Below are 12594 nucleotides of genomic sequence, written 5' to 3'. Positions count from 1 at the left end.
GGCTGGCGGCATGGATATCCGCGTCGCTGCATATGCCGTCATCGTCGACGAACGGGGCATGCTGCTCTCCCATTGGAACGAGAGCGGACACAGCGGATGGACGCTCCCCGGCGGCGGGATCGACCCCGGTGAGGACCCGGCCGACGCGGCGGTCCGCGAAGTGTTCGAGGAGACCGGCTACCACGCCGAGCTCGACGAGCTGATCGGCGTCGACTCGCAGGTCGTGCCGGTCGAGCGCCGGCTCAGCACGGCTGCCTCCGGGCCGCTCCACACGCTGCGCATCGTGTACCGGGCGCACCTCGTCGGCGGCACGCTGACCTACGAGGCCGACGGCAGCACCGATTATGCCGCGTGGTACCCGCTCGAGGAGGTCGGCTCACTCGACCGTGTCAGCCTGGTCGACGTCGGACGACGCTTCGCCGGCCTCATCTGAGCACAGCCGTCACAACACGAAGCCCCTCCCCGGTCGGAACCGGCGAGGGGCTGCGTCGTGCGATGCGAGATCAGGAAGCGGCAGGCTCCTCGTCGGAGACCCACAGCTCGTCGTCTGCGCGGAACGTCTGCCAGACGGCGTAGGCGACACCGGCAGCGGCGAGGACGCCGAGGCCGATCGCGATGACGGTACCGGCGCTCGCGCCCTTCTTGGCGGGCAGCACCTGCTCGGGGACGTGAAGGCGGCGGAGGGCTGCTTGCACGCGGGTGTCCTTGGCGATGTCGCCGATGCTCAGCACCGTGCCGACGACGCCACCGACTGCGGGGACGACGCCATCCGAGATGCCCTTCTTCACGCCATCGACGGCGTTGCGGGAGACCTTGATCCCCCGGTCGACCGTCGGGACGACGCGGTGCTCATAGGTGTCGCGGACGACGGGGACCACCTGCTCCTTCGAGAAGTTCCCGAGCTGACGGCTCACCTCACGAGCGACTTCGTTGGCGTGGTTCAGGACATCCTGCTGGGAGTCCCAGAGGTCGGCAGCGGAACCCTTGAGCTTCTTGAGCTCTTTCCGGCGCTTGCGTGACAGGCTCATGTGGTCATCTCCAATGATCGCGGCAACAACGTAACCTCCATCTTGCCACTTAGACCCCTGGATACCATCCGAGAGTCCCGAACCCTTGTGCAAGAATTGGGAGTATGTCAAAGCACACCGCAGTCGCCACGTTGCACACCAACCACGGTGAGATCAAGGTCAACCTCTTCGGGGACCACGCTCCCAAGACGGTCAAGAACTTCACCGACCTGGCGACCGGCGGGCGCGAGTGGACGGACTCGAAGACGGGGCAGACCCGGAACGACGCGCTGTACAGCGATCTCATCTTCCACCGCATCATCCCCGCGTTCATGATCCAGGGCGGGGACCCGCTCGGAACCGGCACCGGTGGTCCGGGTTACAACTTCGACGACGAGATCCACCCGGAGCTCAACTTCGACGAGCCCTACATCCTCGCCATGGCGAACGCCGGCAAGCGCCGCAACGCCATCACGGGCGCCGTCGAGGGCACGAACGGTTCGCAGTTCTTCATCACGACCGTTCCCACCCAGTGGCTCCAGGGCAAGCACACCATCTTCGGTGAGGTCGCCGACGCCGAGTCCCGCGCGGTCGTCGACGCCATCCAGGCCGTCCCGACCGGTGCCGGCGACAAGCCGATCGAGCCCGTCGTCCTCGAGAGCGTCACCATCTCCGAGGCTTAGACCCCGCTCGGAGGACAGATCGTGACCCTGCCCCGGGATCCGTCGGCCAATTTCTGCTATCGCCACCCCGACCGACAGAGCTTCGTGCTCTGCCAGCGTTGCGGTCGGACGATCTGTGGAGAATGCCAGACGCCCGGGGCAGTCGGTTTCATCTGTCCGGAGGACATGAAGGCGCAACGACAGAGCGCCCCTCGCAACCGTCTCGGCGCGAGGATCAGCAACTCCTCCCCCATCGTCACGTACGCGATCATCGCCGTGACGGCGTTCGTGTTCCTGCTGCAGTGGATCCCCGGGCTCGGTGTCACGAACGCGCTGCTCTACGCCGGCGTGTACTCCGATCCGTCGTACGGTGCCTTCCAGCCCTGGCGGATGTTGACCGCCGTGTTCGTGCACTCGCAGGGCTTCATCTTCCACATCCTGCTGAACATGTACACGCTCTGGATCTTCGGCCGGATCCTCGAGACGATGCTCGGGCACTGGCGGTTCCTCGCCCTCTACCTGGTCGCCGGGTTCGCCGGTTCGGTCGGTGTCCTGTTCCTCGCCGACCCGACGACGGCCGTGGTCGGCGCCTCGGGCGCGATCTTCGGTCTGCTCGGCGCGTTCCTCGTCATCCAACGACGCATGGGTGCCGACACCCGCGGGCTGCTGGTGCTCCTGGGCATCAACCTGGTCATCGGTTTCATCCCCGGCGTGAACATCGCCTGGCAGGCCCACCTGGGCGGGCTCGTCGGCGGCGCCCTCGTCGGCCTCATCCTCGTCAACACCCGCAAGCGCACGCAGCAGCCGCTCCAGGCAGTCCTGATCGGCGCCTTGAGCGTCGTCCTCCTGGGCGCCAGCCTCCTTCCCGCCCTCCTCTGAGCGGGACCGCACTTCGACAGGCTCAGTGACCGGGTTCGGCTCAGTGAACGGGTTCGGCTTGGTGACCGGGTGTGGGCCGGTGATTCGCCATGGCACGGTGACCGTGTGTCGACGATCGCCGCGCTCGGCGGCGAGCCGCAACCATGCAGGAGACGTTGAAGGTTGCCTGAGTTATCCACAGAGTTATGAACACTGGGGATAATTACACCGGTGTGGTTCCCCGTGTTTCCGGGACTCCCTGCGGTTCTCCACACCGGCATGTGGATAACTCGGAAGTTCTCCACATTGCTGTGGAGAACTCGATGCGCCGGATCCCGCGCACAACGAAACAGCGGGCCGTCCGAGAGGACGACCCGCTGTGCACGCGTGAAGTGAGGGAGGCTAGCGCCACCTGGTGGTCATAAGGAAGCCGATGAAGGCGATGCCGAAGCCGACGAGGATGTTCCACGGGCCGAGCGACTGGATCGGGAGCAGCGTGCCGCTCAAGTAGTAGACGACGATCCAGGCGAGGCCGAGCAGCATGAAGCCGAACATGACCGGCTTGAACCAGACCGCGTTCGGTGCGGGTTCGCCGCTCGTCTGCTCGGGTTCGCGGGACGGTTTGCTTCGTGACTTCGTGCGTGCCATGCCGACATTCTACCTGTTCACCCCAATCGGTGCCTTGGGGATCAGCCGATCCCGAGTTCTTCTCGGTAGAATCCATGCGTGACCGACGACCTACCTTCGCGAGCGAGCGCACGCGCCGCTGAGCGCAGAGCGCCGTCGAAGCACCGCATCAGCGTCTTCGGGGTGGCCGGCGAGCTGCTCATCACCGCGGGCATGGTGGTCCTGCTGTTCCTCGCGTGGCAGCTCTGGTGGAACGACATGATCATGGCCGGCAGTCAGGCCAACGCCGCATCGAGCCAGTCGCAGGAGTGGATCAAGAACGCCGAGACCGCTCCCGCGCCCGAACCGACCGTGGATGCAACCGGCGCGCCGAACTACGGTGAGCCGCCCGTGACCGCCCGCCCCGCGCCGGGCGACCCGTTCGCAGTGCTCTACGTGCCGCGGTACGGCGCCGACTACCGCCGCGTCGTCGCCGAGGGTGTCGACACCGCGACCGTCCTCAACAGCTTCGACCTCGGCGTCGGTCACTACCCGAGCACCCAGATGCCCGGAGAGGTCGGCAACTTCGTCGTCGCCGGTCACCGCAAGGCCTACGGCGGTGCGATGACCCTGATCAGCGACCTGCAGATCGGCGACAAGGTCTACGTCCAGACGGCCGACGGCTACTACACCTACGTGTTCCGGAACATCACCTACGTGTTGCCCACCCAGGTGGACGTCCTCAATCCCGTCCCACAGGTGGACGGCGTCGCACCCACGCAGCGCATCCTCACCCTGACCACCTGCAACCCGCTCTACTCGACGGCGGAACGCAGTATCGCTTACGCGGTGTACGAGTCCTGGCAGCCGCTGTCCGCCGGACCGCCCGCCGAGATCGCCGCGTCCGTCGCGGCCGCTGGAGGCTGACGATGTACGGCGCACTCTGGAGGATCCTGCCCGGACCCGTCTGGCTGAGGATCATCGTCCTCGTCGTCCTGTTCGTGGCGGTCGTGGCCGCCCTCTTCACGTGGGTGTTCCCCTACGTGGACTCGTTCATCGTCGATCAGAATGTGACCGTCGGCGACGAATGACCCGAGTCCTGGTCATCGACAACTACGACAGCTTCGTCTACACGCTGAACGGGTACGTCGAACAACTGGGTGCCGAGACGGTCGTCGTGCAGAACGACGGCATCGCGTTCGACGACCTCGAGCAGCGGGTCCGCGGGTTCGACGGCGTCATCGTCTCGCCCGGACCTGGTCGGCCATCCGACGCCGGGATCTCACTGGACACCGTGCACGCGGCGTACCGCACCGGGACACCACTCCTCGGGGTGTGCCTCGGCCACCAGGCGATCGCTGAGGCGTTCGGAGCGACCGTGCACACTGCCGACGAGCTGATGCACGGGCAGAGCTCGCTCGTCGAACACGACGGCAGTGTCTTGTACCGGGGAATCCCGCCGCAGTTCAACGCCACCAGGTATCATTCGCTCGCCGTCGTCGACGGCAGCGTGCCCGAGGAGCTCGTCGTGACGAGCCGGACGACCGGCGGCGTCATCATGGGGCTCCGCCACCGTGACGCCCCGATCCACGGCGTGCAGTTCCATCCGGAATCGGTGCTTTCCGAGGGCGGCTACCAGCTCCTGGCGAACTGGCTCGAGACGACGGGGCTCACCGCTGTGAATGAGCGGGCACGAGGGCTCAGCCCGCTCATGACCCGGTAGGCCCTTCGAGAGGCTCAGGGACCGGAGAGCCTGCTCAGGGACCGCCCTTCGACAGGCTCAGGGACCAGCGCCGCCCGCGGACCGGCGCAGCCTACGGACCGGTGCAGTAGGTGAGCGTGATGACGGACTTCTGCGGGATGTCGCCCGGTGCGGGAGACATCGCCGTGACCGGGTCGCCAGCGACGGCCTTGCACGTCGCGTCGGCCTGCGGCTGCACGGTGAACTGCCTCGTCGAGTCCTGCAGGTAGTTCGTCGCGTCGAGGAGCGGCTGCCCGACGACGTCCGTCAGCGTGACGTTCCCACTGGAGACCACGAGGTTCACCGTGGACCCCTGGTCGACGGAGGTACCCGCTCCGGGATCCATCCGCAGTACGACACCCGCTGGCACAGTGGGTGAGTTCTCGCGAGTCACGGAGCCTTGTGTGAGGCCGGCAGCGGCGACCGCAGCCCACGCGGCCTCGGAGGACTGGTTGATGACGTCGGGGACCTCGACCTGAGCTCGACCGGTCGACACGTAGACCTTGATCTGTGTGTTCTTCGTGACCGTGGTTCCGCCTGGCGGATCCGTTCGGATGACGTGCCCGGCATCGTAGTCGCTGCTCGCTTCGTCGAACTTGGTCGGGACGAGTTCGAGCTGCTCGATCGTGCTGTTCGCGCTTTCCCACGTGGCGTCGACGAGATCCGGGACTTCTCTGGAGTCCGTGGAGATGCTCGTCGCGGGCGGGAGCTGCACCACCCAGAACACGAGGGAGAAGAGCACGACGGCGATCCCGGCGATGGCGGCCCAGATCCAGACCACCGGTGGCCGCCGCTGGGTACGCGTCACGGTGTCGTCCGAGGTGAGCTGGCGGATCGCCTGCTCCGTACTGGACGCAGCCGTCGGCGATGGACCGAACAGCGAGTCGTGGTCGTCGCGTCGGACCGGTACATGGCCGGCTCCGGCCTCGTCGAGGTCCTCACGGAACTCGACGGCGCTCTGGTACCGCTCGAAGCGATCCTTCGCGAGGGCTCGGAGGACGACCTGATCGAGTGCCGGCGACACCTTCGGGTTGATCGAGCTCGGCTTCACCGGGCGCTCGCTCACGTGCTGGTACGCGACGGCGACGGCGGTGTCGCCGCGGAAGGGCGCCTTCCCCGTCAGCATCTCGAAGAGGACGACGCCGGTGGAGTAGAGGTCGGTCCGGGCGTCGACCGTCTCGCCCTTGGCCTGCTCGGGGGAGAAGTACGCGGCCGTGCCGAGGATGGCGGTCGTCTGGGCAACCGTCGTGGACGAGTCGGAGACGGCGCGCGCGATGCCGAAGTCGGTGACCTTGACGTCGCCGGCCGTGGTGATCATGACGTTTCCCGGCTTGATGTCGCGGTGCACGACGCCGGCTCGGTGGGAGTACTCCAGCGCGGTGAGGATGCTGTGCGCGATGCGCACCGCCTCCTCGGACTCGACGGGACCCTCGGCGATGAGGTCCTTGAGCATGCGACCTTCGACGTACTCCATGACGATGAACGGCTCGATGAGGTCGTGACCCGAGACGTCCTTCACCCGTTCCTCGCCGGCGTCGTACACGCGGACGATCGTCGGGTGCGCCATCCGCGAGGCGGCCTGTGCCTCCTGACGGAAGCGGGAGCGGAACGCGGGGTCGGTGGCGAGTGTGGACTTGAGGACCTTGATGGCGACGGTGCGACCGAGCTTGGTGTCCACGCCGCGGAAGACGTTGGACATGCCCCCGCGACCGATGAGGTCGCCGACGACGTATCGGCCTGCGAGCAGGCGTTGATCGTCAGCCACGTACCACCCCTGAATTCGCTTGGAGGACAAACACTAACAGCTTACCCGGGCACCTTCCGAGTGCTCTCAGGGATGCCCCTGAGAGCACACGACGACATGTGACTACTCGGTAGCCTTGACCACGTCGATCGGGGTCGATGCCGGTGATGCCGCCGACGTGCCGGTGCTGCACCGGACCGCATAGGACACGGTCAGCTGACCGGCGGCGTCGACCGTGATCGTGCCGCTGGTCGTGTTGGCGTCGAACTGACCCGATGCGTTGTTCTGGAAGAAACCGCCGCCGACCGTCACGGTGTAGCCGAGGAAGTCCGTGCCGGTCGGGCAGGCGTTCTGCACGGTAGCCCAGTCGACGGCGATGGTCGTCGACGTCGCGTCCTTCGGGATCTCGAGCTGACCGGCGTCGTTCAACTTTGACTGATCGACCTTCGGCGCTTCCGTGGGTGGGTCGATGACAGCGATCTCGCCGTACACGGTGAGGGTGATGGCTGAACCCGTCTTCACGTTACCCGTCGGGTTGACGTCGTAGACCGTGTCGACCTGTTCCGGCGACGTCGCTGCGTTGCCGACGTTCTTCGACACGCTGAAGTTGTACGGCGCCGCACTGAAGATGGCGTTGAGCTCCTCGAAGGACCGCCCCTGGAGATCGCTCAGGTTGATCGGGAACACCGTGGGCACCGGCGTGGGCGTCGGGGTCGGGGTCTTCGAGGGGGTCGGAGAGGCCGAGGTCGATGTCGCCGAAGGCGTCTTGCCCCCCGCGTCGTTGCCCTGGTTCGCGAACACAGCGATCAGCGAACCGACCAGCACGATGACGAGCAGGGCGACGAGACCGATGAGCGGCCAGGTCCACTTGCTGCGCTGCTTCTTCTCGCCCTCGCCCTCGACGTCGTCCTCGAGCTGGTCCGCTTCGGCGGCGGACAGCAACTGCGTGGTCGCGTCGTCGGCTGCGGGCATCCGGCGGGTCTGGTCCATCACGGTGGTCGCGGCGTCGCCGGCCCCACCGAGGATCATCGGCACGGCTGCGGCCGCGGCGTTGAGGTCGCCCCGACGGAGCGCCTGGGCGGCGCGCGCGACGTGGGCGGACGATGCCGGACGGTCGACCGGGTTCTTCGCGATCATCGACATGACGAACCGGCGGACCGGCTCGGCGATCGTGACGGGGAGCTCCGGCGGCTGCTCGTTGATCTGCGCCATCGCGATGGCGACCTGCGACTCGCCCGTGAACGGACGGCGTCCGGCGAGGCACTCGTACGCGACGATGCCGAGCGAGTAGATGTCCGTCGACGGTGAGGCGGGGTGCCCGCTCGCCTGCTCGGGTGAGAGGTACTGCACGGTGCCCATGACCTGACCGGTGGCCGTGAGCGGCACCTGGTCGGCGATGCGGGCGATGCCGAAGTCGGTGATCTTGACGCGGCCGTCCGGCGTGATGAGCAGGTTGCCCGGCTTGATGTCACGGTGGACGAGGCCTGCGGCGTGCGCGGCCTGGAGTGCCGACGAGGTCTGCGCGACGATGTCGAGCACCTTGTCGGTGGGCAGGACACGCTCGCGCTCGAGCACGGTGGACAGGGCCTCACCGGGCACGAGTTCCATGACGAGGAACGCGCTGCCGTCCTCCTCGCCGTAGTCGAAGACGTTGGCGATGCCCTCGTGGTTCACGAGTGCGGCGTGCCGTGCCTCGGCACGGAACCGCTCGAGGAACCCGGGGTCCCCCATGTACTCGTCCTTGAGGATCTTGATGGCGATGGTCCGGCCGATGACCAGGTCAGTGGCCTGCCACACCTCGCCCATGCCACCGATCGCAATGCGAGATTGCAGTTCGTAGCGACCTCCGAAGGTCAGCCCGGCTGTCGGTCTCATTTGTTCAGCACCGCCTCTAGTACTTTCTTCGCGATCGGCGCGGCCACGAGGTTGCCGTAACCGTCCTGTCCGAGTCCACCGCCATCTTCAACAACGACCGCCACGGCGACCTTCGGGTCGTCCGCAGGCGCGAAACCGGTGAACCACAGCGTGTACGGATCGTCGGATCCGTTCTGTGCCGTGCCTGTCTTTCCAGCCACATCGACCCCATCTATTCTTGCATTAGTCGCAGCACCGCTCTGGACGCCCTGGACCATGATGTCCGTGATCTCCTTGGCCACCGAGCTCGAGATCGGCTGCGACAACTGCGCCGGTTCGAACTCCTTGAGCACGCTCAGATCGGGGTTCACGACGCGGTTCACCAGCTGCGGGTTGCAGACGATGCCACCGTTCGCGATACCGGCCGAGACCATGGCCATCTGGAGTGCCGAGGCCCGCACGGTGTACTGCCCGAAGGCGGCCATGGCGGTCTGGTCGTCACTCAGTGCGTTCGGGAAGGTGCTCGGCTGCATCGGCATGGGGTTGAGTCCCGTTCCGGTGATGTTGACGTCCATGTTGAAGCCGAAGCTCTGCGCCATGTCGCGGATCTTCTCGTAGCCGAGTTCGACGCCGAGCTCCGCGAGCGGGATGTTGCAGCTGAGCTCGACGGCCGTCGCGATGGACACCGTCGCGCCGCCGCCGCAGCTTCCACCCTCGGAGTTGCGGATGACGGTGCTCGTCCCGGGCAGCGTGTAAGTGGAGGGGTTCGGGAACTCCGACTCCGGCGTGTAGTCGCCCGACGCGAACGCGGCGGCCGCGGTGACGAGCTTGAACGTGGAACCGGGCGGATCGAGGTCGCCGTCGACGCCCTTGTTGAGGAGTGGCTGGCGGTCGTCGTCGTCGAGGGTCCGGTAGGCGTCGAGCACCGCCGCGTTGTCGTGACTGGCCAGGACGTTCGGGTCGTAGCCGGGGCTCGACACCGAGGCGAGGATCTTGCCCGTCTTCGGCTCGATGGCGACGATCGCGCCCTCCTGGTCACCGAGTGCGTCGAAGGCGGCCTGCTGCACGATGGGGTCCAGGGTGACCTCGACCGCGGCACCCTTCGGTGCCTGACCGGAGATGAGCCGGTTGATGGAGTCGAGGAACTGCGAGTTCGAGGTACCGCTGAGGAGGTCGTTGGTCGCGAGTTCGAGACCGGACGAGCCCTGGGTGGGCGAGAAGTAACCGGTGACGGGCGCGTACAGCGGGCCGTTCGCGTAGACGCGCTGGTACTTGTACTCGTCGTCACTCGCGACGGACGAGGCGATGGCGGTCCCGTCCGTGAGCAGGATGGGACCCCGCTCCGTCCGGTAGCTGTCGTAGAGCGTCCGGGTGTTGCGACCGTCCGCGTTGAGGGTGTCGGCCTGGAACATCTGGATGATCGTGGTCGACCCGAAGAGCGCCAGGAACATCGCCAGGACGACGATGCTCACCCGCTTGAGTTCGCGATTCATGAGACCACCGCCTTGGGTTGGGTTCGGACCGTGTCGGAGATGCGGAGCAGGACGGCGATGATGATCCAGTTCGCGACGAGCGAGGACCCGCCGGCCGCCAGGAAGGGCGTGGTGAGCCCCGTGAGCGGGATGATGCGGGTCACGCCGCCGACGACGACGAAGACCTGCAGCGCGACGGTGAACGCCAGGCCGACCGAGAGGAGCTTGCCGAAGTCGTCGGTACCGGCGTAGCCGACCCGGAAGCCCCGCGAGACGAGCAGCAGGTAGAGCGCGAAGATCGCGAAGAGACCGGCGAGACCGAGCTCCTCACCGAGGCTGGCGATGATGTAGTCGCTCTGCGGGACTGGGGTGATCTCGGGCATGCCCTGGCCGAGCCCGGTGCCGAGCAGTCCGCCGTGGGCGAGGCCGAAGATGCCCTGCACGAGCTGGTAGCTGCCGCCGTCGCGGTCGAAGACCTCCGGGTTGAAGGCGTCCCACCAGTTGTGGAAACGACCGGCGACGTAGGACAGGGTCTGACCGGCGATGAACGCACCGGCGAAGAACATCGTAAGGCCGATGATGATCCAGCTGGCACGGCTCGTCGCGACGTACAGCATGACGAGGAACATGCCGAAGTAGAGCAGACCGGTTCCGAGGTCGCGCTGGAAGACGATCACGCCCATCGCCATCGCCCACACCACGAGGATCGGGCCCAGGTCGCGCAGGCGGGGGAACTGGATCCCGAGGAACTTCTTGCCGACCATCGAGAGGCTGTCGCGCGTGCGCACGAGATAGCCGGCGAAGAAGACCGCGAGAGCGATCTTCGCGATCTCGCCGGGCTGGAAGGTGACCGCGTCGCCGATGCCGATCCAGACGCGGGCGCCGTTGACCTCGCGACCGATGCCCGGCAGCAGGGGCAGCAGGAGCAGGACGAAGGCGAAGAGGCCGGCGATGTACGTGTACTTGAAGAGGACGCGGTGGTTGCGGATGATCAGGACCACGGCGATGGCTCCGGCGATCGCGATCGCACTCCACACCATCTGTCGGACCGCGGCGCTCGCCCAACCGGAGTCGCCGAGGGCGATGTCGATCCGGTAGATCTCGGCGATGCCGACGCCGCCGAGCACGGTGGCGATCGGCAGCAGGAAGGGGTCGGCCTCCGCCGCGGTGTAGCGCAGCACGATGTGGAAGGCGAGGACCAGGAGCGACAGGCCCGAGCCGAAGGTGATCAGGGCGAAATCGAGGTGTCCGAGCGCGCCCAGCTGCACGAGCATGACCGCGACCGCGTTGATGGCGAACGCGAAGATGAGGAGCGCGAGCTCGAGGTTGCGGAGCTTCTTCGGCAGCCGGAGTCGGCGCATCGTCTTGATGACGCCGGTGTCGGCTTGGATGGGGGCAGCGACGTCACTGGTCATCGGTCACCCGCAGACGTTTCACGATGTCGAGGGCCTCGGTGAAGGAGGAGGCGCTGATGGTCTGGTCCACGGCCTGGCGATCGAAATCGGAGAGCGAGCCGAGCGGGATGCCGGTGTCCTCCTTGACGCTCGACAACTGGATGGGGCCGATGTCCTGCTGGATGCCCTGGTAGATGACGACGGTGTCTTCGTCGCCACCGACGAAGTAGCGGGTCTGGGTCCAGGCGTACCCGAGCACGACCCCGCCGACGATCGCGACGATGACCACGATGAGGCCGACGAGCCAGGTGATGCGCCGCCGTCTCGCACGACGCTCGTCCTCTTCGATGAGCTCGTCGAGGTAGTCCTCGGAGGCGGGCTCGAAGTGCGAGTTGCCGAGCGAGGTGACCCGGCCGGGATGCAGCCAGCTGTTGGGGATGAGCGAGGGCTTCTTCACCGACGGGGTGAGCGCGAAGGCCACGGGCTTCGAGGCCGAACCGACGACGGCGGGCTCGCCGTCACCCACCGGCTCGTCGACGATGTCGACGACCACGACGGTGACGTTGTCCGGTGCACCGCGGTCCAGGCTCTGCCGGACGAGCTTCTCGGCAGTGCGCTGCGCCGACAGCTTCTCGGTGAGGGTCGCGGTGATGTGCGTCTCGTCGACCACGCCCGAGAGACCGTCCGAGCAGAGGATCCAGCGGTCACCCGGCTGCGTCCCGAGCGTCATCGTGTCGATCTCGGGGGAGGCGTCGACGTCGCCGAGGACGCGCATCAGCACCGATCGGCGGGGATGGACCATCGCTTCCTCGGCCGTGATCCGGCCGGAGTCCACGAGGCGCTGGACGAAGGTGTGGTCGACCGTGATCTGGCTGAGCTCGCCCTCGCGGAAGAGGTAGATGCGGGAGTCGCCGATGTGGGCGATGGCGACCTCGTTGCCGATGACCGCGAGCGCGGAGACCGTGGTGCCCATGCCCGTCAGCTCGCGGTGCTTCGAGACCGTGTCGCCCAGGATGGAGTTCGCCGCGAGGATCGCGGACTGGAGCGTCGCCTCAGCGGCTTCGGAGGACGGATACGGTTCGTCGGCCTCGATGATGCGGTTGAGTGCCATCGCCGAGGCGACGTCACCGCCGGCGTGGCCACCCATGCCGTCGGCGACGACGAACAGGTGGTGCCCGGAGTAGCCGGAATCCTGGTTGTTTGAGCGCACTTTACCCACGTGGGAGAGCGCTGCGCCGGCGCCGCTGGTCGTCACC

At 66.8% G+C, this 12594-nt stretch carries 13 protein-coding genes; 6 read left to right on the top strand and 7 right to left on the bottom strand.

The window, feature by feature from the left end; all coding sequences use genetic code 11:
• The first annotated feature begins 10 nt into the window (after positions 1-10).
• Positions 11-433 (top strand): NUDIX hydrolase, encoded by a 423-nt coding sequence (locus tag QRN44_RS17345; protein ID WP_079000360.1) that lies wholly within the window; start codon positions 11-13, stop codon positions 431-433.
• Positions 434-503: 70 nt separating this feature from the next.
• Here QRN44_RS17345 and QRN44_RS17340 read toward each other — a convergent pair whose 3' ends face one another.
• The gene (locus QRN44_RS17340; RefSeq protein WP_064294029.1) at positions 504-1028 is read right to left on the bottom strand and encodes a hypothetical protein; all 525 of its coding nucleotides are present in this window, start codon (positions 1026-1028) and stop codon (positions 504-506) included.
• 104 nt (positions 1029-1132) lie between these two features.
• Here QRN44_RS17340 and QRN44_RS17335 point away from each other — a divergent pair, with 104 nt between their 5' ends.
• Together QRN44_RS17335 and QRN44_RS17330 are read left to right on the top strand one after the other, a co-directional pair.
• Positions 1133-1690 (top strand): peptidylprolyl isomerase, encoded by a 558-nt coding sequence (locus QRN44_RS17335; RefSeq protein WP_064294028.1) that lies wholly within the window; start codon positions 1133-1135, stop codon positions 1688-1690.
• A 165-nt stretch (positions 1691-1855) separates the two neighbouring features.
• A complete protein-coding gene (locus tag QRN44_RS17330) occupies positions 1856-2548 on the top strand; it encodes a rhomboid family intramembrane serine protease (protein WP_240555610.1) in 693 nt (230 codons plus the stop codon).
• Positions 2549-2929: 381 nt separating this feature from the next.
• Here the strand turns inward: QRN44_RS17330 and QRN44_RS17325 are convergent, their stop codons facing one another.
• Positions 2930-3175: a cell division protein CrgA gene (locus QRN44_RS17325; RefSeq protein WP_064294026.1), complete on the bottom strand. Its 246-nt coding sequence runs from the start codon at positions 3173-3175 to the stop codon at positions 2930-2932.
• Positions 3176-3253: 78 nt separating this feature from the next.
• Here QRN44_RS17325 and QRN44_RS17320 point away from each other — a divergent pair, with 78 nt between their 5' ends.
• From QRN44_RS17320 to QRN44_RS17310, 3 genes are read left to right on the top strand one after another with little or no spacing between them, the layout of a single operon-like run.
• The gene (locus QRN44_RS17320) at positions 3254-4060 is read left to right on the top strand and encodes a class E sortase (RefSeq protein WP_139382341.1); all 807 of its coding nucleotides are present in this window, start codon (positions 3254-3256) and stop codon (positions 4058-4060) included.
• Positions 4061-4062: 2 nt separating this feature from the next.
• The gene (locus QRN44_RS17315) at positions 4063-4224 is read left to right on the top strand and encodes a hypothetical protein (RefSeq protein ID WP_285039777.1); all 162 of its coding nucleotides are present in this window, start codon (positions 4063-4065) and stop codon (positions 4222-4224) included.
• Entirely contained in the window at positions 4221-4856 is a 636-nt protein-coding gene (locus QRN44_RS17310; RefSeq protein WP_285039776.1) for an anthranilate synthase component II, read from the top strand. The genes QRN44_RS17315 and QRN44_RS17310 overlap by 4 nt, the downstream gene beginning before the upstream one ends.
• Positions 4857-4947: 91 nt before the next feature.
• Here QRN44_RS17310 and pknB read toward each other — a convergent pair whose 3' ends face one another.
• The 5 genes from pknB to QRN44_RS17285 all read right to left on the bottom strand — a co-directional run bounded on the left by pknB (position 4948) and on the right by QRN44_RS17285 (position 12593).
• Positions 4948-6639: a Stk1 family PASTA domain-containing Ser/Thr kinase gene (pknB, locus tag QRN44_RS17305; protein WP_121292824.1), complete on the bottom strand. Its 1692-nt coding sequence runs from the start codon at positions 6637-6639 to the stop codon at positions 4948-4950.
• A gap of 102 nt (positions 6640-6741) precedes the next feature.
• Entirely contained in the window at positions 6742-8493 is a 1752-nt protein-coding gene (locus tag QRN44_RS17300) for a serine/threonine-protein kinase (RefSeq protein ID WP_071261993.1), read from the bottom strand.
• Positions 8490-9965, bottom strand: a complete 1476-nt coding sequence (locus QRN44_RS17295; RefSeq protein ID WP_079000372.1) for a peptidoglycan D,D-transpeptidase FtsI family protein — start codon at positions 9963-9965, stop codon at positions 8490-8492. The genes QRN44_RS17300 and QRN44_RS17295 overlap by 4 nt, the downstream gene beginning before the upstream one ends.
• Positions 9962-11359, bottom strand: coding sequence for an FtsW/RodA/SpoVE family cell cycle protein (locus QRN44_RS17290; RefSeq protein ID WP_064294021.1), 1398 nt, complete (start codon positions 11357-11359; stop codon positions 9962-9964). Before QRN44_RS17290 ends, QRN44_RS17295 begins: the two co-directional genes overlap by 4 nt.
• Entirely contained in the window at positions 11349-12593 is a 1245-nt protein-coding gene (locus QRN44_RS17285) for a Stp1/IreP family PP2C-type Ser/Thr phosphatase (protein WP_285039773.1), read from the bottom strand. The genes QRN44_RS17290 and QRN44_RS17285 overlap by 11 nt, the downstream gene beginning before the upstream one ends.
• Between the last annotated feature and the right edge of the window lies 1 nt (position 12594).

It is taken from the genome of Plantibacter sp. lyk4-40-MEA-4 (assembly GCF_030209415.1).
Lineage (GTDB): Bacteria > Actinomycetota > Actinomycetes > Actinomycetales > Microbacteriaceae > Plantibacter > Plantibacter flavus_A.
Note: the sequence above shows the minus strand (reverse complement) of the source record. Positions and strands in the feature narration are given on the sequence as shown.

Coding starts and splice junctions, on each gene's coding strand:
- QRN44_RS17345 (WP_079000360.1), top strand. CDS start 11: ATGGATATCCGCGTCGCTGCATATGCCGTCATCGTCGACGAACGGGGC.
- QRN44_RS17300 (WP_071261993.1), bottom strand. CDS start 8,493: ATGAGACCGACAGCCGGGCTGACCTTCGGAGGTCGCTACGAACTGCAA.
- QRN44_RS17290 (WP_064294021.1), bottom strand. CDS start 11,359: ATGACCAGTGACGTCGCTGCCCCCATCCAAGCCGACACCGGCGTCATC.
- QRN44_RS17315 (WP_285039777.1), top strand. CDS start 4,063: ATGTACGGCGCACTCTGGAGGATCCTGCCCGGACCCGTCTGGCTGAGG.
- QRN44_RS17295 (WP_079000372.1), bottom strand. CDS start 9,965: ATGAATCGCGAACTCAAGCGGGTGAGCATCGTCGTCCTGGCGATGTTC.
- QRN44_RS17310 (WP_285039776.1), top strand. CDS start 4,221: ATGACCCGAGTCCTGGTCATCGACAACTACGACAGCTTCGTCTACACG.
- QRN44_RS17335 (WP_064294028.1), top strand. CDS start 1,133: ATGTCAAAGCACACCGCAGTCGCCACGTTGCACACCAACCACGGTGAG.
- QRN44_RS17325 (WP_064294026.1), bottom strand. CDS start 3,175: ATGGCACGCACGAAGTCACGAAGCAAACCGTCCCGCGAACCCGAGCAG.
- QRN44_RS17330 (WP_240555610.1), top strand. CDS start 1,856: ATGAAGGCGCAACGACAGAGCGCCCCTCGCAACCGTCTCGGCGCGAGG.
- QRN44_RS17340 (WP_064294029.1), bottom strand. CDS start 1,028: ATGAGCCTGTCACGCAAGCGCCGGAAAGAGCTCAAGAAGCTCAAGGGT.